Below are 25,933 nucleotides of genomic sequence, written 5' to 3'. Positions count from 1 at the left end.
CTCTCCTCTCTGCGCCGTGAATACTAACTATCTAGGACAGGTGTGCGTTAACCGTTCTGCCCTTAGCCCAATCTCTTAGTCCTTGCAGTTGTTCACGCATCACTACCGACAAAGGGCGAGTCTTCATCAACTCGTTGAGTAACACCTGTTGAGATACCGCGACATTAGACGCGCGTGCGGTATAGATAGCAGAGATAATCGCTTGTTCTATCTCAGCCCCTGAAAATCCCTGACTGGCCATTGAAAGCTGCGCGAGATCGAAATCAACAGGATCGAGAGCACGACGCTTGACATGAATCGCGAAAATGGCTTGGCGCACACTGTCATCAGGCAAGTCGACAAAGAAGATCTCATCCATCCTTCCCTTACGCATCAACTCAGGCGGTAACGCGCTGATATCATTGGCAGTCGCCACGAGAAACACCTCAGATTTACGCTCAGCCATCCAGGTCAATAAGGCACCTAAAATTCGCTTTGAGGTACCATCATCACTACTACCACTGCTCAAGCCTTTTTCTATCTCATCAATCCACAATACGCAAGGCGACATCAGATCGGCAAGAGCCAACGCATTACGTAAATTCTTTTCTGTTTCACCGATATATTTATTGTATAAAGCCGACATATCCAAGCGTAATAATGGGCGCTGCCACATCCCCGCCACGGCTTTAGCAGCAAGGCTTTTACCGCTACCTTGCACCCCAAGCAATAAAATCCCTTTAGGGAGATCTTCTGCACAAGCTGCAACACTTGATGCTACAGGAGCACGATGGTTTAACCATGCCTTTAAGTTGTGTAAGCCCGCTACTTGAGAAAAATCACTCGTGTCATACTCAAACTGCAACACACCTTCCATATCTAGCAGCTTAAATTTTCCCTGGTTAATACGATCGACATCGGAGTGAGTAATGGCACCATCGTCGACAATCGCTTTATGGGCGAGTCGGCGCGCATCATCAAAGGTTAATCCTCTGAGGTTGTCGGCCAACTTCACCACGGCATCATCATCGACACTTTGGACTAACCCATCACTGCGGGCTTTGTCTATCTGCTCATAAATCAGGTTTTGCAGTTGCGCGCTATCGGGCAGTGAGATACGAAAATGGGCGCAATATCGCTGTATTTCAGGCGGAATATCGAATGCATGGCTCACCAACACCAGCGTGTGTTTCAATGCTTCATATTCGAGAGCGATCTCTTTCAGCAACCGAACATTTTTAGGCGCATTATCGACAAAAGGGTGAAAGTCGCACAGAACATAGATCCCCTGCTGAGTCGTCGATTTTATCTGACCCAATATATCGGTTGGATCACTATTAAACTTCTGTGTCCCCATCTTCACATCAGCGCGGGTCAGGCCCTGGGTGATACTCCAGGTAAATAGCGGTTGGTAGAGAACACTGGATACACGCTTTAACAGCTCAATGACTCGATGCTCTTCATAGGTTTCAATCACCACTATCGGCGTATTTGAGCGTAATACTGCAGTAAGATCCCTAACGTCTTGCATTGTCTAATCCTTAATACTCATCACCACAAAAAAGGCCCGCCAAGCGGGCCTTTCGATATTAACAAAGCAGGCCGTTAATGAAACAGATAATTCAACCAGCCTTGCATTCTTAACAGCACTTTACGCATCACTGATACATGTGAAAAATGCTCAGTATAAATGGCTATTTGACCTGCGGCACCAGCGGGGAAATGTTGTTTAATCTCATCATCATCCACTTTAACCAACACGATAACCCGACCTGACTGCATTAACATTCTTGATGAAATCAAGCTACCTGTCGATTGGATTTCGCCCTCTGCCATAGCTGGTAAGACTTTAGCCACTTTCCCTTTAAATACTACGCCTGGCGCACCATCTAAAATCACTTCTGCCTCGTCTCCCTCTTTGAGACGCATCAAGGAGTTCTGCCAAAATGCACCAGCCATATAACGTTCTTCATCAGGAATAAAGCTCATGACTGAACGCAGAGGCATAGGCACAGCGACAAGACCTGGACGTAGAGCCATTTGTGTCACCATCCCATCGGTCGGTGCCAATACAACCGTTTGATCAAGATCGTAAAGCGCTTTATCAAGCTCGGCACGAATACCAGCCACTTTAGTGTTGACGCCGTCGACATTAGACTGAAACGCCAAACGCACTCTCAACTCTTCCGACTTTGCCGCCATCAACTGCGCTTCAGATGCCATGTAGAGCTGACGCTTATTGTCTAATTCAAGTTCAGTAAAAGGCGAGTTTGCCCCACCACGTTTGCGGCCTTTTTCGTAACGGTCAAACGCTGATTTAGTTCTATCTCTATCGGCAGTCGCACGCTCGACACTGGCTTGTGCCGTTTGCCACGCAGCTTCGAGTTGTGGTACCTCAAGCTCTGCAGCCGCTAATGCTGCTCGCTTTTGCATAACGATTGCTTCAAACGGGATAGGGTCAATTTTGAATAACACATCCCCTTTCTTCACTGGCACATTCGGTTTAACGTTAACTTCTTTTACAACGCCGCGAACCGCTGGATTAATGGGAACAGAGACGAATGCCTCTTTAGCAAATGGTGTGTAAGGATGGTTGTAGTTCATCAGCAAGACTAATGCGCCAACAATAAATACACCACCTAAAATAGCTGTGGGCACAGTCCATTTATTCAATGGTATCTTAAACACTTTAAACACTGCGATACAGATTGCGGTATAAGTTAAAATCAGTAATAGATCCATCTTATGACTCCTTCTCGTTAATATCAGTCACAGATGGTTGCGCTTGACTCGCAGCAATGGTTTGAGCACTGCTGCCTTCAACGGCTTGCAGACGCTGCTCCAATTGAACCACGGTTTGTGTCAGCTGCTTCACTTCATCTTCGAGTTCTAGTTCTCTTTTTACAACTTGATTAAATCCCCAACCGCGATCTTCACGGTATAACGTTGCCCAAATCCATAAGAACGGCCAAATCGCATGCAAAGTGAATAAGCTGACCCAGCCCGCCACATGCAATGCATCCTGCTGCGGATGATTCCGCTTCTTGGCAATCTCGTAGGGAATATCATGGATCACAATGATTCCATAAAACAAAAACACCGCGACAAAAACGATCACGCCTAACGCAAAATAGTCTAGAAACACCACTCACTCCTTAAAAGCTAAACACACTCAAGCCTGTGCAATTATCGCTTTGTTTTTATTAGTGAACACAGCCAAATTCAAAACATTCTCTCAACAATACGTTATCAATACTAGTCATCATTTACGCTTATTTCATGATATTTCCACCTGTCCAGAGTGATCGAGCACACAGTTGTCATCTCAAAACCCACTCATTTAACTGCAAAAAGGTAAGATAACTGCAAATAAAAGCACTATTGGCAGCCTCGCTGACCAAATGTTAACAATAAAAAAAGGTACCCAAAAATGATAGGCACTCCCCACTCAAAAGGTGCGTTACGCGCCATGCTGCTTGGTTGCGGCGAACTTGGTAAAGAAGTCGCCATTGAACTACAACGTTTAGGCGTTGAAGTAATTGGTGTTGACCGCTACCCCAATGCACCCGCCATGCAAGTCACTCACCGTTTTCATGTGATCAACATGCTCGATGGTCAAGCCCTTCGTGGCATCATAGAGCAAGAGCAACCTCATCTGGTTATTCCTGAAATAGAAGCCATTGCGACCCAAACACTGGTAGAGATGGAAGCTGAAGGTCTGCATGTCGTCCCGACAGCCAAAGCCACTCAACTGACCATGGATAGAGAAGGCATCCGCCGACTTGCTGCAGAGACCTTAGGCCTGCCAACCTCGCCTTTCTTTTTCTGTGACACCGAATCTGAATTTACACTTGCAGTGGAAAAGATTGGGTTACCCTGTGTGGTGAAGCCAGTGATGAGTTCATCGGGTAAAGGGCAAAGCGTTATTCGCGACACCAACCAAATCGACACAGCTTGGCAATATGCCCAAGAAGGCGGCCGTGCGGGCGGTGGTCGCGTAATCGTTGAAGGCTTTATCCCCTTTGATTATGAGATCACTCTGTTAACCATTAGCGCCGTTAACGGCATCCACTTCTGTGCCCCGATAGGCCATCGTCAAGAAGATGGGGATTATCGAGAGTCTTGGCAACCACAGTTAATGTCTGACAGCGTATTGACTAAATCTCAGGAGATCGGGCGAAAAGTGGTACAGGCACTTGGCGGCTATGGTCTGTTTGGCGTCGAGCTGTTTATTAAGGGGGATGATGTGTACTTTTCAGAAGTTTCTCCTCGCCCACACGACACAGGTCTGGTCACTCTAATCAGTCAAGATCTGTCTGAATTTGCTCTGCATGTGCGGGCAATTCTCGGTCTGCCCATTGCTAATATTGCTCAGCACGGCCCATCGGCATCAGCAGTCATTTTGGCCGAAGGACAGTCTAGTAATATTCGCTATCAGGGCATGGCGGCCGCATTACAGGAAAGTGATACCCAATTACGCCTGTTTGCAAAACCTGAAATCGATGGGCGTCGCCGTCTGGGCGTAGGCTTAGCACGTGCAGACTCAACCGATGAAGCGGTCAATAAAGCACTTAACGTTGCAGCAAGTGTTGAGGTTATTCTTTAACATCTGCTAACCGAAAGAACAAGAAAGGCGCTAAATGCGCCTTTTTGGTTCATCAAGCCCATTAACAAAGCCGATTAACGCTTTCACCTACCAGATACCCCTGAAGATTTGCTACAGCTATATCCATCAGGTTTTGTCGAGCCTCTCTCGTCGCCCAAGCATTGTGTGGTGTGATGGTCACATTGCTCGCCGTTAATAGTGGGTTATTGACCGATGGTGGCTCGGTAGATAAGACATCTAACCCCGCAGCAGCAATGATCCCGCGCTCAAGTGCTTGCGCTAAGGCCGGTTCATCGATTAGCCCACCGCGCGCCGTATTAATCAATAGCGCACTCGATTTCATTAATGCCAAGCTTTGGTGGTTAATCATCTTATCGGTTGCTGGTGTAAGTGGACAGTGCAACGATATGATGTCGGCTTGGTGATACAAGGTATCAAGCTCACACCACGTGGTGCCTTCAGGCAGATCACGCTTTGGCTTTTGGCTGTTAACCAACACCTGCATTTGAAAAGCGCGCGCAATATCTGCCACCTGATGGCCAATATCCCCATAGCCGACCAAACCTATCACCTTTCCCTTTAATGATTGCAACGGCGACAAGGTAAAACAAAAATCTTCGCCTCGACTCCACTGCCCGTCCATCACGGCCTGATGATGGGGTGCCACGGCCTGCGTATGATGCAAAATATGGGCAAAGACCATCTGAGCCACCGCATCAGGGCCATACCCTGGGACATTGGTGACGGCAACCCCGTATTTAGCCGCAGCATCGACATCGACGACATTTGTTCCGGTGGCCAATACACCGATATATTTCAGCTTTGGCAATGCGGCGATATCTTTGACATTAAGCGTTGTCTTATTAGTCAGTAATACGTCTGCATCTTGAGCGCGCTCAATAAGTTGCTGAGGAGACGTTCTGTCATAACTGCTTACCTCGCCTAAATCCTCAAAACCACGCCAGCTTAGATCGCCTGGATTTAAGGTATAGCCGTCAAGAATCACAATTTTCATCTGTTACATCTCAGCCTTAAAAGCTCAACTTAATGCCGGCGTTAACCTGACCTTGCCACATAATATCGGCGCGAATATTCCAAATGCACTGACTTGCATCGCAAAACAGCGCATTGTCGCTGCTGACAAACGTCGCATAGCCTCTGGCATCAGCAAAAAGAGAGAAACGCTTGTTGAGTTGATATTCGACACCTGCACCGAAGCCCATAGAAAAGCGTGACTCATTTGAGTACTCACCAGAAGGACGCATTTGTGTTAAACCAACACTTGCCGTGACATATGGCCGCAGCGACCCATTAGGGAAATAGAGCGACCCGCCCACGTGAAGATAATCGACGTTTAGATCTGCCAAGGTGTCGGGAGTGAAGCTTCCTCCCGCTCGCATATCTGTACTTTGGTGGCTATAAAGCAGGTAAATATCGCCAGGGTCTTTAGTTTTCATCCCCATGATCAGCCCGTAATGACCCGACTCACCAATCTTAACCGACGTATTCTGTTCACTGTTGCTCTGTGTTGCATCCAGATCACTGGCAGCAAAGCTGTAGCCCGTAAATGGCGCGACAAACAGCTCTGAGTTAGCCATTAGCGGTGCAGATAACAACAATGACAAGATGCCTGTTGTGAACACTAATCTCATTTTCATCACGAATCTCCCTATAATATGGCCTACAAGCAACGGCTATCTCATGCCACGATCTTGTTTCACTCTATCATAAGCCGCTTGGATATCCTGTGCTTTTTTCTTGGCTAACTCCATCATTTCAGAGGGTAATCCCTTTGCCACGAGTTTGTCAGGATGGTGCTCATTCATCAACTTACGATAAGCACGTTTTACCTGTTGATCGGAATCAGCCTCGGTTAAACCTAGCAAGTCATAGGCGTCTTCAATTGATGTCTGTTGGTTGCGACCACCTTGGTGAAAATTAAACTCTGCTTGCCAACGTTTAAGCAGCTCATCAAGCTGAAGGCGGCTAAAGCCTAGCTCCTTAGCTACGGTAAGTAATATTTCGTGCTCCTTGTCATCGAGCGTTGCATCAGACAGTGCCGTTTGGATCTGTATCTCCAAAAACATCTGCAATAACTCTTTGCGCCCCATCGAAATTAAGCGAAACGTTTTTAAACAGGCGTTGAGGTCGAAATTACTGGCCTTGCCTTCATTAAATGCAGCTTGAGCATCACGCCTTGCCTCACCCGTTAACTGCATCTGGTCCATCAGCGCCGTCGCCATACGAATATCATTTTCGGTAATATGCCCAGAGGCCTTAGCGACATGACCCATCACCGCAAACGTGGTATTGAAAAATAACGCTTGTCGATTGGTTCCATTGCCAATCACCGCACTTAACTGAGCTCTTTTCTTATCGTAAAGATGACCCAGCCAGAGTCCAATAATGCCACCGACGATGCGACCGAACATAAAACCGATAGCAAAACCAAATAACTTACCCCAAATTTTCATTCATTAACCTTTACATTAATCACGTAGTTGTTTTGCCCTAACCTGGGCATCTAATGCGTATAGACGCTCAGGAGTGCCAACATCACACCAAAGATGGCCAAAATACTCTCCTGCAACACTTTGCACAGCCATTTTTTGCTTCAATAAAGGCGCTAAGCCAAATCGTCCCTGTGGCGTATCATCAAAAAGGCTTGGGTGATATAGGCCTATGCCTGAAAAAGTCAGCTTTGACTCCCCTTCTATAGACAATTGACCATCGGCAAGCGCAAAGTCTCCCTCAGGGTGTTGCGTGGGGTTATCAACCAACCATAAGTACGCCTGGTGATGTCGCAATGCGACCAAGGCGCTTGCATCACTCAAGGTTCGACCCTGTATCCGTGGTAATTGTTCGATAAACACATCACCATTGATCACTAAAAATGGCTTATCGCCAAGCAGTGGCAAAGCTTGCTTAATACCACCACCGGTTTCCAACGCCTCGACTTCGGCGCTATAGTGTAATTTAACCTGCCAACGACTGCCATCGCCCAGAGCTTGCTCAAGCTTGTGACCCAGCCATGCATGATTAATCACAATGTCAGTAACCCCAACCTCAGCCAAGCGTTCGATGTGATAAACGATAAGCGGCTTATCTGCCACCTCAACCAACGGCTTGGGCAAAGTGTCGGTTAACGGACGCAATCGCTCGCCACGACCTGCAGCTAATATCATCGCCTTCATGACTGAAGACTCATTCGAGGTAAAATAGTGTCAGTTATCCACTGGGTAAAGCTGTCAAGTTCGGGATAATGCTTACCAATATCCACCACATATTCCAAGGTCAATGGAATATCCTGCATATACCCAAGTTTCCCATCACGGTAATTAAGGCGGCAGAAGATACCTGCCGCTTTTAAATGGCGCTGAATACCCATCAAATCAAACCAGCGACAATATTGCTGAAAACTGACTTCTTTGCTGATGAGACCAAGCGATAACAGTTGCTGATAATGCTGCATTCTAAGTGGGTCTACAATGGCATCTGGCCACCGCACATAACAATCACGCAGCAGCGACACCGCATCGTAGGTAATTGGGCCTATCACAGCATCTTGAAAATCGATCACCGCAAGGTTTTCCTCTACTAGCATTAAATTGCGGCTGTGATAATCTCGGTGCATCCCCGCTTTAGGCTGTTCGGCCACGTTGGCTACCAGTAGGCTAAATGTCTCATCAAGCAGGGCTTTCGTTGGTCTATCGATAACAATTTTAAGGTGATGTTCAACCAACCACTCGCAAAAGATTCGCAACTCTCGCAGCACAAACTCATCATCATAGATAGGCAATGACTCGCCACCTGCGGCGGTGATGGCAACCACTTTGTCGAGAAGGTAGAGGGCTTGCTGATAATAAGCGCTGACATTGGCCTCATCTAACACACTAAGCAGCTGCAGATCCCCTAAGTCACTTAGCAGTAAAAAACCCGATTCAATATCTTCAGCAATCACCAAAGGGGCACTCAGTCCTTGGCGTTGATATTCGTTCGCTAACGCGATAAAAGGCTGCACTGGAACCATCTCAGGTGGAGAGTCCATTGCGATAAAGGAGGCTTGGCGATGAAAAACGCGGAAATAGCGACGAAAACTGGCATCACCTGATATCAACATAACCTTGGCATCATCGCCTAAAGTTCGCGCTATCCAATCACAAAGGGCAATAAATCTTGGATCTGACAAGGGCACCTCATGGCTCTTAGGCAAAAATTGCTTTATTATAAAGCAAAATGGAAACAGCAATTAAGATGATTCTATCTCTTTTGCTAAGTTGCTTGTGTAATTAAATGCAACTATTCTCTCCGATAATTTGTCAAGACTAAGAATTCACAAAACGATTAAAGATGCATAACCGTTACTTATTGGCTTTAGCGCTGCTTCCGCACCTTCTCTTGGCAGACGAATTAGATAGCACCGTCGACACCAGCACTCAATGCCTTGTGGAACCGCCTGTGCCCGTTCCATCAAGCGACGATAGAGATCTACCGCTTGACCTTCAGCAAATTAAAATTGTTTCCGACAGTTCAACAGCTAAGATGGGCGATAAAGCCACTTTTGCCGGTGACGTGACCTTTAGCCAAGGTGGACGCCATATCGCCGCCGATAACGCTGTATTGGACCAAGCAAACGAACGCTTAGATGCCAATGGCAATCTGGTATTTCAAGACAGCATGTTTACTGTTACCGCAGACTCACTCAGTGCCGAGATGCGCAGTAATAGTGCCGAGCTATCCGGCGCACAATATTGGCTACATGGACAACAGATACATGGCGAAGCTGAGAAGCTTGAAATTACTCAAGACAATAACCTACATCTAACCAATACCAACTTTACCACTTGCCCCCCTGGCGATACCTCTTGGTTGCTCGAAGCTGAAACCATCAAAATCGACAGCACTGAGGAGTGGGGAGAGCTTTGGGATGCCAAGCTAAAAATTGGTGATGTGCCAGTGTTCTATCTGCCGTATATGACTATTCCGGTATCCGAAAAGCGTAAGTCAGGCTTTCTTTTCCCGCTGTTCAGTACCAGTACCACCAATGGTGTTGAGGTCGCGACGCCCTATTACTGGAACATTTCGCCTGAATATGACCTTACATTTACACCGCATTATATGTCAGCTCGCGGTCTGTTTTTAAAAAGTGAATTTAGGTATTTAGCAGGAGAAGCCCAGCAAGGTCAGCTTAATGTTGAATACTTGGGCAATGATGACTTAATCCCTAACAGCCCCGACCGCTATCTTTATCATTGGCAGCATCAAGGGGCGATAGATGACAATTGGCGAGTACTCGCTAACTTTACAGATGTCTCTGATAATAACTATTTTAACGATCTCAATTCAGATGTGCTGCGAGCAACCGACAATCAACTATCGCGAATAGGCGAAATTGCCTATTTTGCCAATAATTGGGACGTCACAGCTCGGGTGCAAGATATTAAAGTATTAGGTGAAGATGAGTCGCCCTATCAAGTCATGCCTCAAGTCGCCTTTAACTACCGAGCGCCTGAGTTATGGCAAGGCTTAGATTTCAGTATCCTTGGTGAAGCGACCAACTTTAGACATAAAGAGGATCAGTATGCCACCGCAAATCGCGTACATATTGAGCCAACATTATCGCTACCTATCCACGGCCCAGCGGGTTCGTTAACCAGCGAAATAAAGTTACTACAAACCAATTATTGGCAAGATACTAATGACTACAGTATCAATCAAGATCTCGACAGCTCAGTCAGCCGTACCTTGCCACAAGTGCGAATACATGGACAGATCAACTTTGAGCGCTATACCGATTATTTTGATAGCAACTATCGCCAGACCTTAGAGCCGCAGTTCCAGTACCTTTATGTGGGTTATGAAGACCAAACTGGCATAGGTCTCTACGACACCGCCTTGCTACAAGATGACTACTATGGACTATTTAGGGATCGCCGCTTTTCAGGTTTAGATAGAATCGCCGATGCCAACCAGATGACCTTAGGTTTAACCACGCGCTTATTTGATGAACATAACCGCGAAACCTTCAAATTTAGCTTAGGTCAAATCTACTATTTTGAAGACAGCAAAGTAGGCCTCATTGACCCAAGTCAGCCTAATACCGTACTGGAGGAACAAAACACCTCGAACTCAGTATTAGCAGCAGAGTTAAATACCCAGCTATACAACGACTGGTTTGTCAGCGGTGCAATTCAATACGATACCAAAGAGAGTGAGAATAAGAAGAGCGAAGTCACGCTCGACTTCCGCCCAGGTATCAATAAGCTAATGCAGGTAAGCTATCGCTATGTGCCAGACCTAGTTAACAGTAACACCAATGAGTCGGTCAATATTTCACAAGCGGGTGTCCGAGCAGCTTGGCCAATCAACGATAACTGGTATATCGTAGGCAACTGGTATTACGACCTCAATGAAAGCAGAAGTGTTGAAACCTATACAGGCTTTCAATATGAATCCTGTTGTTGGGCGGTACGCTTAAGTTATCATTACCGCATCAAAACCAATTATGATGACGATTTAGCACCAACATTTGAGGATAGAGAGCTATTCGAACACGGCTTCTATCTTAATTTTGTGATTAAAGGATTAGGTGGCTCTGGCCCACTGGGTGTGTCGGATATGCTTGATGATGGGCTATTCAACTATCGTAAGCCGCTCTATTTGAAAAACTAGCTTTGATATTTAGTTAATATTTTGCTGAACCTAGATACGGACTTGTAGTCCAATCAGAATAATCGAATTAAGTTGTCGGCCACTAATCGTAAAGACCGACTTCAATATGCCAAGGATTTTTGTGGATGAGACCCTGTAAACAACTGATTATTGCTTTTCTGACATTGGCGATGAGCCACAGCGTTATGGCGGCAAATGAGCCATTAGATCGCGTTACAGTACAGATCAATGAAGGGATAGTGTTAGAAAGCGAAATTGCTAATATGCTTAAAACCGTCAAAGCTAACGCAAAGGCTGCCGGACAAGCATTGCCTTCAGATACCGCATTGCGTACTCAGGTCATTGAGCGTCTCATCATGACTCGTCTGCAGCTGCAAATGGCTGATCGTATCGGTTTACATATTGGTGATCTGCAACTTGACCAAACCATCGACAATATCGCTAAAGAGCAGAAAATAACTCCCGCAGCAATGCGCGAGAAAATTGAAGCAGAGGGCATGAGTTGGGGTCAGTACCGTGAGCAGTTACGTGAAGAGATCACCCTAGGCGAGATTCAACGTATTCAAGTACAACGACGCATTCAAGTCTCTGCACAAGAGATCAACAACCTAGTTAAGTTGATTGAAGAGCAAGGTATGCAACAGGTTGAATATCAAATTGGCCATATTCTTATAGAAGTGCCAAGCAGCCCAACGAGTGAACAATTGGAAGCGGCAAGTAAGCGTGCCAATACCGTATTGAAGCGTCTTGAAGATGGTGCTGACTTTAAACAAACAGCCATTGCCTCGTCGTCAGGTCCTAAAGCACTAGAAGGTGGTATTTGGGACTACATGAACATCAACGAGATGCCGACGCTGTTTGCCGAACTTCTTGGCGGAGCTAAAAACAATGACATTATTGGCCCAGTTAGAAGTGGTGCTGGTTTCCACATAATTAAAGTGATGGATGCGCGCGGGCTACAGACCCAAGAGATCGATGAAGTGCGCTCACGCCACATCCTTATTAAGCCTTCGCCTATCTTATCTGAAGAACGCGCAAAAGCGATGCTAGATAAATTTGTGCAACAACTTCGCAATGGCGAAGCAGACTTTGCCGCTTTAGCGCGCCAGTATAGCGAAGACCCAGGCTCTGCGGCGAAAGGCGGTGAGCTTGGTTGGGCTGACCCATCCGTCTATGTACCAGCGTTTGCGCAAACATTAAATGCACTATCACTTGATGAAATCAGTGAGCCATTCCGCTCTAGTCACGGCTGGCACATTGTCCAACTAGAAGAAAAACGCAAAACCGATGCAACCGATAAATTCAATACTAATCGTGCACACCAGCTTATCTTCCGCCGTAAATTTAACGAAGAACTGCAAAACTGGCTGGATGAAATGAGATCTGAAGCTTACATTGAAGTATTCGATGCCGATTTTAATCGAGGTTAATTATATTGACGACTAAACGAATCGCAATCACACCCGGCGAACCGGCGGGTGTAGGTCCAGACTTAGTCATTCAACTTGCTCAGCGCGCTTGGCCCGCTGAGCTTGTTGTTTGTGCCGATCCAGCTTTATTGACAGCGCGAGCCAAAAAAATTGGCTTGCCCCTTCAACTGCGCCCCTATCAGCCGAGTCAACCGCCTAAACCGCAAGAAGCCGGAACCTTGACCATTGTTCCCTTTGAGCTAACAAATGAAGCTATTTGTGGCACGCTGGATGAGCAAAATAGTGCCTATGTCATCGACACATTAAGCTATGCGGGCAACAAGAATATGAGCGGCGAATTTGATGCCGTCGTGACTGGGCCTGTGCACAAAGGGATTATTAACCAAGCGGGTATCCCATTTAGTGGCCATACGGAGTTTTTCGCTCACCAGGCTAACTGCCAAGATGTAGTGATGCTGCTTGCAGCCCCAGGATTACAGGTTGCGCTGGTGACTACACATATTCCACTCGCCTATGTGTCAAAAGCCATTACCCGCGATCGTTTACATCAAATTATTAAGATTTTACACAATGATTTGGTAGAAAAATTTGCCATTGAACAGCCCAAAATTTATGTCTGTGGATTAAACCCACATGCAGGTGAAGATGGCCACCTTGGCAGAGAAGAGATAGATGTTATTGCTCCCGCGCTTGAAGAACTGCGTGCTGAGGGAATAAGTCTGATAGGTCCCTTACCTGCTGACACCTTATTCCAACCAAAATATTTAGAAGATGCGGATGTCGTATTAGCCATGTATCACGATCAAGGCCTTCCGGTACTTAAGTCGCAGGGCTTTGGCAGTTCGGTTAATATCACATTGGGCTTACCTTACATTCGCACATCAGTCGATCATGGCACAGCCCTTGCGCTTGCTGGAACCGGTGAAGCCGATATCGGCAGCTTCGTCTGCGCACTAAACAAGGCTATTGAACTAGCCACTAAAAACGAGTCTTTGAAGAGTAGTAATGAGTAATAAAGTACATTTAGGCCATACCGCTAGAAAACGTTTCGGACAAAACTTTTTGACCGACAGTAATGTGATCAACCGTATCGTAGGCGCGATTGCGCCCGATAATGACCACGTAATGGTTGAGATCGGTCCAGGCCTAGCGGCACTGACAGAACCTGTCGCTGAGAGCATCGATAAACTCACCGTTGTTGAGCTCGATAAAGATCTGGTTGAAAGGCTAAAAACTCACCCATTTCTAAAAGATAAACTCGATATTCATCAAGGCGATGCATTGAAGTTCGACTTCAACCAATTGGTTGAAGAAGGTAAGCAGATGAAAGTATTTGGCAATCTGCCATACAACATCTCAACACCACTGATGTTTCATCTTTTCGAATTTGCAGAGCATATTGAGAATATGCACTTTATGCTGCAAAAAGAGGTGGTATTACGTCTATCTGCGTCGCCAGGAACCAAAGCGTACGGCCGTTTAACAGTAATGGCACAATATTTTTGCCAAGTGATGCCAGTACTCGAAGTACCACCGGGCTGCTTTACGCCGCCACCAAAAGTTGACTCTGCCGTCATCAGGCTGGTGCCCTATAAGCAAAAGCCATGGCCTTGTAAAGACGTTGACCTACTGAGACACCTTTGTACCACTGCGTTCAATATGCGCCGTAAGACGCTACGCAATAACTTAAAGCAGATGCTCACCGATGACGACTTTAAGCTGTTAAATATTGATTCGACAAAACGCCCCGAACAGATAAGTGTTGAACAGTACGTCGCGATGGCTAACTTAGTTTTTGATAAGAAAAGCAGCTAATCAAAAGGGAGAGCCTCTCTCCCTCAAACTTTCGTTTTAGGACCCCTCGATGACTGAACTTGAATCCTCAATCCGAATAGAGGTAAAAACCGAATATATTGAAGCGCAATCCTCTCCAGAAGAGGAGCGTTATCTCTTTAGCTATACCATCACCATCGTTAATCTCGGTGAAAAACCTGCGACCTTAAAAAGCCGTATGTGGTGCATTACCGATGCCAATGGCCATCATAGCGAAGTTCAAGGTGCTGGTGTTGTTGGCGAAACGCCCACGATCGCCCCCAATACCGCCTATCAATATACCAGCGGAACGGTATGCGAAACACCGTTTGCTGTGATGCAGGGCCACTACATTATGATCAGTGAAGATGGCACCGAATTTAAAGCCAAAATTGCGCCATTTCGTCTAGCTGCTCCAGGATTGCTACACTAACAAAACGCGACCTCATCCCATAACGTTCATTAAAAGAGAGAGAAATGGCAACATATTTTGTCGGTGATATTCAAGGCTGTTTCGACGAACTTAGGCTGCTTCTCGATAAGGTCGACTTCCGCCCATCTAGGGATGAATTGTGGGTTGTGGGTGATATGGTTGCTAGAGGGGAGAAATCACTCGAAACCCTTCGATACCTTAAATCTCTCGAACATTCGGCAAAAGTTGTCTTGGGCAATCATGATCTGCATCTGCTCGCGGTGCACGCTCAATTGAAACGGCCAAAACCAAGCGACAATTTGTCTGCTTTACTGGCGGCCGACGACATCGAACAGCTTATAGATTGGATCAGAGTACAACCATTAATCCGCGAATTGAAACAGCCGAAGCTACTGATGTCCCATGCGGGTATTCCCCCACAATGGGATGTAGAGACCGCACTTGCTCAAGCAAGTCTTGTTAGCCAAGCTCTCCAATCACCAGATTACCTTGAACAGCTTATCTCAAAAATGTATGGCAATGACGTCACACAGTGGTCAATAGACCTTTCTGCCACTAAGCAGTTAATCTATTGCATTAATGCACTGACACGGATGCGTTATCTGCATAACGATGGCAGTCTAGATTTCGATTGTAAACTCCCGCCAAACAAGGATATCCATGATGGCCTAACACCATGGTTTACCCACAACAATCTCGCCAATCAAACCCATCAGTTGGTGTTTGGTCATTGGGCCGCGTTAATGGGGAAAGTGGACAATCCTGCGATGCGAGCCTTAGACACTGGTTGCTGCTGGGGGGAGTATTTAACCCTGTGGCATCTGGAGTCCGATCAAAAAATTACCCAAAATAAGTTAAAAAAGAGTTAAACTAGATTCGCTGCTGGCCGATATAAAGCTTGCAGAATATGCCCCGCCCTAGCCCTGAGAATATTTTTAATAATTAGGGATATAACAAAAAAAATCGGAGTGCCCCTATGAAATTGAATGTAGCCACTAGAGTAATTGGTGGATTTGGTGTTGTAACCCTATTGTTAATAATACTGGGGGTTGCTTCACTCATTACCAATGACAACATCAAGAGCAGTACGCTCGTGCTGCAAGATTTGAGTCTTCCGGCTTTAGAAGTTAGCAATCACCTCACTCAAAACATTGCCTTGCAAGAGAAACAACTGTTAGTGGCTTACCATAGTAAACTCTCCTCCGAACTGCCAAAAATACAGAACCAGTTTGGTGATCACGCCAATGGTTTTTTGACTCAGCTCGATAAATTGAGTGGCATTATTCAGGGACATCAACAAGGCTTAGGTAAGCAAATTTCATCACTGCGAACACACTATCAAGCGTTTAATGACAATAGTCTTAAAATGATGAAGGCAAGAGAGCAGTCACTTATCACACAAGAAGCCCTCATTGACCAGTTAGATGAGTTAGAGATGGCGGCCGATGACACTGCGTCTTTGTTACTTGATCTTATCGACTTGGAAACCAGTGAAGACCCAACCGAACGTGAAATTGCAGCAACAGCTAGCAATATTGATAACAGCTTCAGCACCATCATCACTAGCAGCTATGACTTAGTCAACGCCAAAGATAAATCTAAAGCTGAGACCATAACGAAAGAACTTGATTATATTCTTAGTGAAGCAAAAAATAAGCTCGAATATGTGAGTCGTCATTGGGAAGGTGTCATTGATCAGGACATGCTAGATAGCGTGAACGAAGAAGCGGCAAAAGTGTTCAATATGTTATATGGCCCTAACGCTATTCAGGCACGTAAAGCAAAGCAGATCACACTCAATGTCACTGCAACCAACTTACTCAATCAGGTTGAAGATAATATCACTGATGTCAACCAAGATATGGACAACCTAACGAAAGAGATAGAAACGGTATCTCAAGCGATTAGCACCAAGGCAATTAGCGATATTGATAGCGCGAGCTTTAAAACCTTGGCACTGGTTGTTATCGCTATTTTCGTGTCTATTGGGGTAAGTATTGCTGTCATTCGCCCGCTCAAACGTTCGCTCGACAACGTTAACAATGCGCTTAATGTCCTAGCATCTGGCAACCTAACCCATAAGTTAGATGATTCTGGCCACGATGAGTTTGCAGAGCTATCGCGTAACTGTAACCGATTAGTCGATAGTTTGCGGAATTTAATCCAAGGCATACTCGATCGCTCCAATCAGCTAGCGGCTGCCGCAGAGGAGACCTCAGCGATTACCGCGCAAACCACTGCTGGCATCCAAGAGCAGAAGAACCAGGTCGACCAAGTCGCGGCCGCAACGACTCAGCTCAGCTCAAGCGCCATGCAAGTGACCAGTAGTGCCGATGAAGCACTTAGCCAAATTAAGCAAGCCGACGAAGAAGCGCAGCATATGCGAGCGATCGCCGATGAGAATAAGCGCACGATTTTAGCCCTTGCCGATGAAGTGGCCAAAGCAGGACACGTTATCAATAAAGTGCATTCCGATAGTGCATCTATTGGCTCTATCCTCGACGTTATTCGCGGAATCGCAGAACAAACCAACCTACTCGCACTCAACGCCGCCATTGAAGCCGCTAGAGCCGGTGAGCAAGGCCGTGGCTTTGCAGTGGTTGCTGATGAAGTGCGTAGTCTAGCGTCTCGGACCCAAGATTCGACTCAAGAGATCCAGCAGATGATTCAGGTGCTGCAACAAGGCACCCAAGAAGCGGTATCGGTTATGGAGCTTGGACGTAGTCAGGCTACCAGCTGTGTAGAGAAAACAGAGCAAGCCAATATCGCCCTTGAAAGCATCAGTAACGCGGTTCACAGTGCCCACGACTCAGGCACTCATATTGCCCATGCAGCCCAAGAACAAAACTTGGTAAGCCAGCAGGTATCAGAGAAACTTGAGCACATTGCTGCTATATCAGAGGAGACGGCAACAGGTGCTGACCAAACAGCTCAATCTAGCCATCAAGTCGCTCAGTTAGCTGAAGAGCTTCAAGCCTCTGTAGGTGAATTTAAGGTCTAGCTTAAATGTTATACCTGAGAAAAAAGGCCGAATTTAATTCGGCCTTTTTTATTGCTATATAAAAGTAAAAAAGCCGGACATTCGTCCGGCTTTTAGATTTTAGATTTTAGATACAAGTTAATTACCCGATAATCTACCTTTAATCGCTGCAGTAACTGGGCTACCAGCATGTCCATTAGCTTCCGCCCATTGAACCACGGTGCTGCCATCAGCTTCAGTTACGCTTAAATCATCGGTAGATAAACGCTTAGCCATAAATTCGCCAATATCATTCGCGCCGCTTTTCATCGCAAAACGCAGTAAGCTGTCACCATCACAAGTGATCCCTTGATACACATTGCGTAATTTAACACGTGCCTCTTTAAGCTTTTTGCGTAAACGGTTTTTATCATCCGCTTGAACATAGTTACAGATGTTTGCAACGAGCTGGTCGTTGGCTTGTACCGGAACAGTATAAACAGATGCTGCAATAACCACAGCAATCGTCGCAGGTAACAGACGCATCGGGTACTCCTATAATATTTATTATTTTTATTTAGCAGATTTTCAAAAACTTAAATCTACAAATGACTCAGGACAACACCGTAATTTAACATTTTTTTACCAAATTGATAAAGCGATATTCCAAGCCTTTATCGCTCACATGGCATTCATCATTGAGTATATGCCAAGATCCATCATCCCACAGAGGAAAATAAGTATCCCCTGCAGTATCTAAATTTATTTCTGTTAAATATAAAATATCGGCTTGGGGTAGCAGCTCTGCATAAAGCTGACCGCCACCCATGACCACCAACTCTTCGCAATCTCCAGCGGCCTGTTTCGCAGCATCGAATGAGGTCACGCAGGTGACACCTTCGATAACGAGCTCTTGCTGACGGCTCACCACAATATTATGTCGCCCCGGTAGTGGACGACCAATAGACTCAAATGTCTTACGCCCCATAACAACGGGTTTCCCCAGCGTCATAGCTTTAAAATGGCGCAGATCTTCCGGTAGGTGCCAAGGCATCTGGTTATCTTTGCCTATCACGCGGTTATTTGCCATCGCAGCAATCATTGCTATTTTCATTGGTATCTCCCACGGTCTATCGCCGCTTTAGATAAGAGGTTAAATTACAGGTCGGGTACGAAAGTAGAGTAAACTCGGCATTGCTAGCCCTACAGACAAAGCGCCTAATATGAATACTGTTTTAAGGCCATTACTAATAACCTCGGCCGTCAATTCAGGACTAACCTCGGATTGAGCAGTGAGCTGCACTAACGCAATAACTGTGTTGTATGCATACGTCCCTGGAATCATGGGAATAATTGCCGCGACCGCATACATAAGAGGTGGTGCTAGGTGTTTTTTAGCGAAGCCAATAGTCATCACACCAACGATTGCAGCGGCAATAAATGTCGCCCACTCAATAGGCATATGAAAATGCAAAAGTAAGGTCCTAACACTGTGACCTAACGCCCCAGCCATCGCACAATAAGGTAAAAATCGCTTAGGTACATTAAAGACCATAGCAAAACCAACGGCAGGAATAGATGAGAACAACGCGTCATTAAGTAGCTTTATCAGTAAATCCATTATAAGAATAAGCCTCCTATCTGCATCGCAATAGTGATGCCAATCACTGATGACACGGTCAGCAAAGTCGCATGCCCCCAACGAGAAATCCCAACATTTAGATGGCCTTTTACCATGTCTGATATTGCATTGATCATCGGAAAGCCTGGCACCAACATCAGCACACTCGCCGCCATTGGCAGCCTCGGCGTTTCAGTCAATTCGAAATGATATCCAAGCTGCGCGATTAACGTCGTGATGAAAGCTGTTACAGCAAAATTAACTAATAAGTTAAAGTGACGCTTAGCGATAGAAAGTCTGACAAACATTCCGATTGATGATGCGAATATCGTGATCAGCACAGCCATGATATCACCGCCAAACAGATGGCAGAAGCTACCACAAGAAAGGCCAATCATAGGAATGAGATAGCGTTTAGGATAGGCTCTGGGCTGGATGCGAGAAACGCGTTTGCGCACTTCATTTAGGCCATATATCCCTTTCTCTGTGAGTAAGCAGATCCGCTGTAACTCACAGATAATGGTCATATTAATGCCATGCTCTCTGATCCGCCTAGTGGTTGTTATACAACGCCCATGAACAAGACTTGTCAACACCAAGGAGTTGGAAGAGATGGAGATCTCGACACTCGCAAGACCTAAGGCCTGCCCCAAGCGCTGACTGATCTCTTCAACGAGCTCAGATTCAGCGCCATAGGCCAGAAGTAGTTGTGCTACTCGAACAACCTGCCGAGTAATATCATTTTGAGTATCAGCGTACACAATTATCTCAGAATGAGGCGAGAGGTAAGTGTTCTCTACCTCTGGTAAATAATCTCAACATCGTAATCATCGTCGTCGAAATCATCATCAAAATCGTCATCGAAGTCTTCATTGACGACCTCCTGGCTCTGTTGATGATAGTTATCCCACTTAAACTCGACTTCAGCATCAGGATCTTTTTCAACGTCAGCAGGTAAGGATTCAATGAAATCCATTAACTTAAGACTAAGCTCTTGGGTGCCTTCACGATTATAAGCCGATATCGTGTAGACATCGCCTTGCCAATCCAGTTCCTTAACGATGCGATCGATACGTTCTTGAAGTTCCTCTTCAAGTAATAGATCTGTTTTGTTAAAGACTAACCAACGCGGCTTGCTTGCAAGCAATGGTGAATGCTTCTCTAGTTCACCCACAATAGCGCGAGCACTATCGACAGGGTCGCTACCATCAATCGGCTCAATATCTAATATATGCAGCAGTACACGACAGCGCTCTAAATGCTTGAGGAAACGAATACCTAAACCCGCGCCCTCTGCCGCACCTTCAATCAAGCCTGGAATATCAGCGACAACAAAGCTTTGGCCATGTCGTGGCGTTACAACACCTAAGTTAGGCACTAATGTGGTAAAAGGGTAATCCGCAACTTTAGGCTTAGCTCTTGAAACGGCGCGGATGAAGGTCGACTTGCCCGCATTAGGCATACCTAAAAGACCGACGTCAGCGAGCAACATAAGCTCTAAGCGAAGACTTCTTACCTCTCCTGGCGTACCCAAAGTTTTTTGTCTCGGTGCACGGTTGGTACTGCTCTTAAAGCGAGTGTTACCTAAACCATGAAATCCGCCTTTCGCGACAAGTAGTTTTTGACCATGAACCTTAAGATCACCGAGTGCTTCTTGAGTTTCCTCATCCACAGCGCGTGTTCCCACCGGCACCTTAAGAATAAGATCTTCACCGCCATGGCCAGTACAGTCTCGACCGCGACCATTCTTACCACGTTCAGCAAAATGAAAGCGTTCAAAACGGAATTCAATCAGGGTATTCAGGTTTTCGTCGGCCTGTAAGTAAACACTACCGCCATCACCACCATCACCGCCATCAGGACCACCATCCGGAACATATTTCTCGCGTCTAAAACTCACGCAACCACTACCGCCATCACCAGCTTCAACTCTGATCACAGCTTCATCGACAAACTTCATACCAACTCCAGGCACCACACGATAGACGGATTATACTGCCTATCTAATATTACCGCCAAAAAACAATTGCTCTACCGATCTATCGACGCCCATTATGCATCAATAAATCGATTCTCAACTGGTGCTGGAGCGTAGCGTTCGGCTCTTTCACCAGATAATAATCTTCATAAACAATAAAGCCCTACCAGAGGCAGGGCTTTATAAACTAGCTTAGGTTAGCTAAAGATTAAGCTTCGATACTAATGAACTTGCGGTTCTTAGGACCTTTAACTTCAAACTTAACTTTACCGTCAGTTAGTGCAAATAGAGTATGGTCACGACCAATACCTACGTTAACACCTGCGTGGAATTTAGTACCACGTTGACGAACGATGATGTTACCAGCTAGAACTGATTCACCACCGAAACGCTTAACACCAAGACGTTTACTTTCTGAATCGCGGCCGTTACGAGTAGAACCGCCAGCTTTTTTATGTGCCATGAGTTAGACTCCTAATTAAGCGTTGATAGCTGTAATTTTAACTTCGGTGAACCACTGACGGTGGCCCATCTTCTTATCGTGGTGCTTACGACGACGGAACTTAACGATAGTTACCTTTTCGCCACGGCCATGGCTGACAACTTCAGCTACAACCTTACCACCTTCAACTAAAGGTGCACCAACGTGTACAGTCTCACCGTCAGCAACCAAAAGAACTTGGTCAAATTCGACAGTTTCGCCTGTAGCGACTTCTAATTTTTCTAGACGAACAGTATGGCCTTCAGCAACACGGTGCTGCTTACCACCACTTTGAAAAACAGCGTACATAGCTATTTTACTCCGATATTTCTAGCACGCAGACCTTTTTAGTTTGGCTGGGTGCTATAAAAGCTTTAATGACAATGGTCGCGGAGTTTACGCTAAGAAGACCAAGCTGACAAGCCCTAATTCACTTTGATCAAAAAAAGATCGGAATTACTCGCACATTAGTCTTCTAATACTGTCTTGCGACACATTTTTAGGTAGAATCGAATCATTATAACATTTTCGCCTTAATTTGGGCTGCCTGAATTACGCTGCAACCCTAAAAGTAGAGCCTATATATGGATTTGAATGCCATCCGTCAGTTAGCTGACGTAGATATGAAAGCCGTCGATCAGCTTATTTATAAGCAATTAGAATCAGATGTAGCCCTAATTAATCAGTTAGGTTTCTATATTATTAATGGAGGGGGCAAACGATTACGCCCACTGCTGTCAATTCTAGCCGCTCGCGCCATTGCATATGAAGGCGAAGCACACCTTAAGTTGGCAGCCATTGTCGAGTTTATCCATACCGCTTCACTGTTACACGATGATGTTGTCGATGAATCCATGCTACGACGCGGCAGAGAAACTGCCAACGCATTGTTTGGCAACAGCGCTAGCGTATTAGTTGGGGACTTTCTCTACACTCGCTCTTTTCAAATGATGACAGAACTTAAAAGTATGCAAGTGCTAGAAGTCTTAGCCGATGCTACTAACGTACTTGCTGAAGGTGAAGTACTGCAGTTAATGAACTGTAACGACCCAGACACCACAGAAGACAGCTATATGCGAGTCATCTACTGTAAAACGGCCAAACTATTCGAAGCGGCGACCCGCCTTGCTGGTGTGCTTGCTGACAGCAGCATAGAGGTTCAAACCGCGCTGGCCGATTACGGCAAGTACTTAGGCACTGCGTTCCAGTTAACCGATGATCTACTCGACTACACTGCAGAAACTGAAGAGCTAGGTAAGAACATTGGTGATGACCTGGCAGAAGGCAAACCGACACTACCGTTAATCTATGCAATCGCTAACGGCACTGATGAAGCTAAAAAGTTGATCCGCGAAGCCATTGAACAAGGTGACGGCTCAGGCCACATAGAAACCATTTTAAATGCGCTCAATGAATGTGGTGCGCTTCAATATACTGAAACAAGAGCCCTAGAAGAGGCTGAGAAGGCCATTAACGCGCTTGATATCCTTCCTGAGTCCGACTACAAGCAAGCATTAATATCATTAGCTAGAATAGCTGTCGCGCGCAATCACTAATGATTGGTTAATGACGCAAAGATTTAAATAACAAAAAAGGAGCCAATCGGCTCCTTTTTTATTGATTCGTCTAGCTTACTTAACGAATTCAACACCAAGCTTAATATCAGCCTTTAGCGTATCTAACATCGCATCACGCGCGTTGGCTTCAAACTCGCTTACGTCGCCATAAGCTAATACTTGCTCAACACCATTCTTACCAAGAAGAATCGGTTGTGCGAAAAATTCTGCATGCTCACTGCCACCATCGACATAAGCACACTCAACCACATTGGCATCACCTTGCAGGCCACGAACCAGTGATAAACCAAAGCGGCATGCCGCTTGACCCATAGAAAGTGTTGCACTACCGCCACCGGCTTTAGCTTCAACGACTTCAGTACCCGCATTCTGAATACGAGTAGTAAGGGCTGCAACCTCTTCATCACTGAAGCTCACACCTTCAACTTGCGATAGCAGTGGAAGAATCGTTACACCGCTATGGCCACCGATCACGTTCACTTTGACATCCGCAACATCTAAGCCTTTTGCTTCGGCGACAAATGTTTCAGAACGGATAACATCAAGTGTCGTCACACCGAATAAACGATTTTTGTCGTACACGCCTGCAGCTTTTAATACTTCAGCAGCAATTGCCACAGTGGTATTTACAGGGTTAGTAATGACACCAATCAGTGCTTTAGGGCAAGTTGCCGCACACTTTTCAACAAGGTTTCTGACAATGCCAGCGTTAATATTGAACAGATCTGAACGATCCATACCAGGCTTACGCGCAACACCAGCAGAGATAAGCACAACATCTGCACCTTCTAATGCAGGCGTAGGATCTTCACCTGCAAAACCTTTCACCTCAACCGCAGTAGGGATGTGGCTAAGGTCAACTGCAACACCAGGTGTTACAGGAGCGATATCATAAAGGGACAGTTTTGAGCCGGCAGGCAATTGTGTTTTAAGCAGTAGGGCAAGAGCCTGGCCAATACCACCAGCGGCACCAAGTACAGCAACTTTCATAGTTATCTCCGTCATTTCTTGGATATTTGTGATATAGATCTAAATTCACCGATGGCGCAACATTACTGTAATCACACCAATAATTCAATTATCCCTTAGTAGTGTGAGCGTATATTTTGTCTTTTTGCTCTAAATTATTAATTTTGACTCAAATAACGTATAGTGCCTACCTTATCTGCGCAACATGTCTCTCATCTCACCACACAGACACCAAACTGAATTATTATTCATCATATCCGAATATTCGTTGACAAATAATTCAAAGCTATTCAGAATAAAGCAGTTTTGTGAATAAAGAATAAATAAATTATGCAAGCAACTAAAAATCAAGACGAACTTGTTAAGACCTTTAAAGCGATTTTAAAAGAGGAGCGCTTCGGCTCTCAAAGCGAAATCGTCAATGCCCTTCAAGCCGAAGGGTACAGCAACATCAATCAATCAAAAGTGTCGCGCATGCTCAGTAAGTTTGGCGCGGTGCGCACGCGCAATGCCAAGCAAGAGATGGTGTATTGCTTACCTGCAGAGTTGGGTGTACCGACAGCTGGAAGTCCACTTAAAAACTTAGTGCTCGACGTCGACCATAATCAATCGATGATAGTCGTAAGAACCAGCCCAGGTGCAGCGCAGCTGATAGCGAGACTTCTAGACTCTATCGGTAAACCAGAAGGCATTTTAGGTACTATTGCCGGAGATGACACCATTTTCATTTGTCCATCGAACATTAAAGATATCGACAAAACACTCGACACAGTGAAATCACTATTTAATTATGCCGATTAAACGGCTTGATGATAAAGAAGACGCCTAGTGCGTCTTTTTTTATGCTTAGCAACATTGGATACCATATATTGAATAAGTTTCACTTTCATGAGAGATTAATAGGCCGAACGTAGTAGAAAGCTGGCTAAGGATCTTAGATGAAAAATACAATAATTAATATCGATGATATTTGCTGGGAATCATGGCAACACTCCGATAACTATAGCAGTCAGCAAAAACATATCGGCGACGCGGCTGGATGTGAAAAAATTGGGGTGACGATGGAGAAACTCTCTCCAGGCAAACTCTCTTCAGTGGCGCATTACCATACTAAAGAGGAGGAGCATATCTACGCTATGCAAGGAGAAGCGACCCTACTGATTAACGGTGTTCCCCACCCTTTTAAGCAAGGCGACTATATCTGCTTCAACGCCAATAGCGCGATTTCCCACACTCTAAGAAACGACTCAGATGAGGACTTTGTTTTTATGGTCGTTGGTAACCGGGATATGCATGATGTGGTGGTGTACCCCGAAAACAATAAAGTGCAGGTCAGATCAATCGATGAAATTTACGCCAAACGACCGACAAACTATTGGGACCCTGATGAGTAAAAAAAACACACCTTAGGGTGTG

At 45.6% G+C, this 25,933-nt stretch carries 27 protein-coding genes; 11 read left to right on the top strand and 16 right to left on the bottom strand.

The genetic code is table 11. From position 1 onward, the window contains the following. Positions 1–31 precede the first annotated feature (31 nt). The 3 genes from BEL05_RS16060 to BEL05_RS16050 form a co-directional block, all read right to left on the bottom strand. On the bottom strand, positions 32–1,510 hold the full coding sequence (locus BEL05_RS16060; RefSeq protein WP_028762370.1) for an AAA family ATPase: 1,479 nt from the start codon (positions 1,508–1,510) through the stop codon (positions 32–34). A 74-nt stretch (positions 1,511–1,584) separates the two neighbouring features. Then, positions 1,585–2,721, bottom strand: a complete 1,137-nt coding sequence (locus BEL05_RS16055) for an HlyD family secretion protein (RefSeq protein WP_028762371.1) — start codon at positions 2,719–2,721, stop codon at positions 1,585–1,587. Between the two features lies 1 nt (position 2,722). Continuing rightward, complete coding sequence (locus tag BEL05_RS16050; protein ID WP_028762372.1) at positions 2,723–3,124, bottom strand: DUF3302 domain-containing protein; 402 nt, start codon at positions 3,122–3,124, stop codon at positions 2,723–2,725. Positions 3,125–3,409: 285 nt separating this feature from the next. On the opposite strand from BEL05_RS16050, the gene purT reads away from it, so the two are divergent. Then, a complete protein-coding gene (purT, locus tag BEL05_RS16045) occupies positions 3,410–4,585 on the top strand; it encodes a formate-dependent phosphoribosylglycinamide formyltransferase (protein ID WP_028762373.1) in 1,176 nt (391 codons plus the stop codon). A gap of 61 nt (positions 4,586–4,646) precedes the next feature. Here the strand turns inward: purT and BEL05_RS16040 are convergent, their stop codons facing one another. Genes BEL05_RS16040 through BEL05_RS16020 form a run of 5 tightly spaced genes read right to left on the bottom strand, consistent with a single transcriptional unit; the run spans position 4,647 to position 8,780 of the window. Next, positions 4,647–5,600: a D-2-hydroxyacid dehydrogenase gene (locus BEL05_RS16040; protein WP_069671788.1), complete on the bottom strand. Its 954-nt coding sequence runs from the start codon at positions 5,598–5,600 to the stop codon at positions 4,647–4,649. Positions 5,601–5,616: 16 nt separating this feature from the next. Beyond that, entirely contained in the window at positions 5,617–6,243 is a 627-nt protein-coding gene (locus BEL05_RS16035) for an outer membrane beta-barrel protein (protein ID WP_245687014.1), read from the bottom strand. 36 nt (positions 6,244–6,279) lie between these two features. Continuing rightward, on the bottom strand, positions 6,280–7,059 hold the full coding sequence (gene djlA, locus BEL05_RS16030) for a co-chaperone DjlA (protein ID WP_028762376.1): 780 nt from the start codon (positions 7,057–7,059) through the stop codon (positions 6,280–6,282). Positions 7,060–7,074: 15 nt separating this feature from the next. After that, positions 7,075–7,779, bottom strand: a complete 705-nt coding sequence (gene murU / locus BEL05_RS16025; RefSeq protein ID WP_028762377.1) for an N-acetylmuramate alpha-1-phosphate uridylyltransferase MurU — start codon at positions 7,777–7,779, stop codon at positions 7,075–7,077. Next, entirely contained in the window at positions 7,776–8,780 is a 1,005-nt protein-coding gene (locus BEL05_RS16020; RefSeq protein WP_028762378.1) for an aminoglycoside phosphotransferase family protein, read from the bottom strand. The genes murU and BEL05_RS16020 overlap by 4 nt, the downstream gene beginning before the upstream one ends. A 155-nt stretch (positions 8,781–8,935) precedes the next feature. On the opposite strand from BEL05_RS16020, the gene lptD reads away from it, so the two are divergent. The 7 genes from lptD (at position 8,936) to BEL05_RS15985 (ending at position 17,933) form a co-directional block, all read left to right on the top strand. Next, positions 8,936–11,257, top strand: a complete 2,322-nt coding sequence (gene lptD, locus BEL05_RS16015) for an LPS assembly protein LptD (protein WP_028762379.1) — start codon at positions 8,936–8,938, stop codon at positions 11,255–11,257. 125 nt (positions 11,258–11,382) lie between these two features. Next, positions 11,383–12,687 carry a peptidylprolyl isomerase SurA gene (surA, locus tag BEL05_RS16010; protein WP_069671787.1) on the top strand — a complete coding sequence of 435 codons (1,305 nt, stop codon included), beginning with the start codon at positions 11,383–11,385 and terminating at the stop codon, positions 12,685–12,687. A gap of 5 nt (positions 12,688–12,692) precedes the next feature. Further along, positions 12,693–13,700, top strand: coding sequence for a 4-hydroxythreonine-4-phosphate dehydrogenase PdxA (pdxA, locus tag BEL05_RS16005; protein WP_069671786.1), 1,008 nt, complete (start codon positions 12,693–12,695; stop codon positions 13,698–13,700). Further along, entirely contained in the window at positions 13,693–14,502 is an 810-nt protein-coding gene (gene rsmA, locus BEL05_RS16000) for a 16S rRNA (adenine(1518)-N(6)/adenine(1519)-N(6))-dimethyltransferase RsmA (protein WP_069671785.1), read from the top strand. Before pdxA ends, rsmA begins: the two co-directional genes overlap by 8 nt. 49 nt (positions 14,503–14,551) lie before the next feature. Continuing rightward, positions 14,552–14,932, top strand: coding sequence for a Co2+/Mg2+ efflux facilitator ApaG/CorD (gene apaG, locus BEL05_RS15995; protein ID WP_069671784.1), 381 nt, complete (start codon positions 14,552–14,554; stop codon positions 14,930–14,932). Between the two features lie 44 nt (positions 14,933–14,976). Then, on the top strand, positions 14,977–15,801 hold the full coding sequence (locus tag BEL05_RS15990) for a symmetrical bis(5'-nucleosyl)-tetraphosphatase (RefSeq protein ID WP_069671783.1): 825 nt from the start codon (positions 14,977–14,979) through the stop codon (positions 15,799–15,801). A gap of 107 nt (positions 15,802–15,908) precedes the next feature. Beyond that, entirely contained in the window at positions 15,909–17,933 is a 2,025-nt protein-coding gene (locus BEL05_RS15985; protein WP_069671782.1) for a methyl-accepting chemotaxis protein, read from the top strand. A gap of 117 nt (positions 17,934–18,050) precedes the next feature. On the opposite strand, the gene BEL05_RS15980 is transcribed toward BEL05_RS15985, so the two are convergent. The 7 genes from BEL05_RS15980 to rplU all read right to left on the bottom strand — a co-directional run bounded on the left by BEL05_RS15980 (position 18,051) and on the right by rplU (position 22,280). Beyond that, positions 18,051–18,437: a DUF3718 domain-containing protein gene (locus BEL05_RS15980; protein WP_069671781.1), complete on the bottom strand. Its 387-nt coding sequence runs from the start codon at positions 18,435–18,437 to the stop codon at positions 18,051–18,053. 85 nt (positions 18,438–18,522) lie between these two features. Further along, on the bottom strand, positions 18,523–19,005 hold the full coding sequence (folA, locus tag BEL05_RS15975; RefSeq protein ID WP_028762387.1) for a type 3 dihydrofolate reductase: 483 nt from the start codon (positions 19,003–19,005) through the stop codon (positions 18,523–18,525). A gap of 39 nt (positions 19,006–19,044) precedes the next feature. Further along, positions 19,045–19,515 carry a threonine/serine exporter family protein gene (locus BEL05_RS15970; protein WP_028762388.1) on the bottom strand — a complete coding sequence of 157 codons (471 nt, stop codon included), beginning with the start codon at positions 19,513–19,515 and terminating at the stop codon, positions 19,045–19,047. Further along, positions 19,512–20,273, bottom strand: a complete 762-nt coding sequence (locus BEL05_RS15965; RefSeq protein WP_081730615.1) for a threonine/serine exporter family protein — start codon at positions 20,271–20,273, stop codon at positions 19,512–19,514. Before BEL05_RS15965 ends, BEL05_RS15970 begins: the two co-directional genes overlap by 4 nt. Before the next feature lie 35 nt (positions 20,274–20,308). Further along, a complete protein-coding gene (gene cgtA / locus BEL05_RS15960; RefSeq protein WP_028762390.1) occupies positions 20,309–21,472 on the bottom strand; it encodes an Obg family GTPase CgtA in 1,164 nt (387 codons plus the stop codon). 226 nt (positions 21,473–21,698) lie between these two features. After that, entirely contained in the window at positions 21,699–21,953 is a 255-nt protein-coding gene (gene rpmA / locus BEL05_RS15955; RefSeq protein ID WP_011864676.1) for a 50S ribosomal protein L27, read from the bottom strand. Between the two features lie 15 nt (positions 21,954–21,968). Beyond that, positions 21,969–22,280, bottom strand: a complete 312-nt coding sequence (gene rplU, locus BEL05_RS15950; protein ID WP_028762391.1) for a 50S ribosomal protein L21 — start codon at positions 22,278–22,280, stop codon at positions 21,969–21,971. A 275-nt stretch (positions 22,281–22,555) separates the two neighbouring features. Between rplU and ispB the strand changes: the two genes are divergently transcribed. Then, positions 22,556–23,527 carry an octaprenyl diphosphate synthase gene (gene ispB / locus BEL05_RS15945; RefSeq protein WP_028762392.1) on the top strand — a complete coding sequence of 324 codons (972 nt, stop codon included), beginning with the start codon at positions 22,556–22,558 and terminating at the stop codon, positions 23,525–23,527. A 75-nt stretch (positions 23,528–23,602) separates the two neighbouring features. Here the strand turns inward: ispB and mdh are convergent, their stop codons facing one another. Then, positions 23,603–24,538 (bottom strand): malate dehydrogenase, encoded by a 936-nt coding sequence (mdh, locus tag BEL05_RS15940; protein ID WP_069671780.1) that lies wholly within the window; start codon positions 24,536–24,538, stop codon positions 23,603–23,605. Between the two features lie 309 nt (positions 24,539–24,847). Between mdh and argR the strand changes: the two genes are divergently transcribed. Both argR and BEL05_RS15930 read left to right on the top strand, forming a co-directional pair. After that, entirely contained in the window at positions 24,848–25,318 is a 471-nt protein-coding gene (gene argR, locus BEL05_RS15935) for a transcriptional regulator ArgR (protein WP_028762394.1), read from the top strand. A gap of 137 nt (positions 25,319–25,455) precedes the next feature. Then, positions 25,456–25,911 carry a cupin domain-containing protein gene (locus BEL05_RS15930; protein WP_028762395.1) on the top strand — a complete coding sequence of 152 codons (456 nt, stop codon included), beginning with the start codon at positions 25,456–25,458 and terminating at the stop codon, positions 25,909–25,911. Positions 25,912–25,933 lie beyond the last annotated feature (22 nt).

Source organism: Shewanella colwelliana, from assembly GCF_001735525.1.
Classification (GTDB): Bacteria; Pseudomonadota; Gammaproteobacteria; order Enterobacterales; family Shewanellaceae; genus Shewanella; species Shewanella colwelliana.
This window is presented reverse-complemented; position numbering and strand designations above follow the sequence as displayed.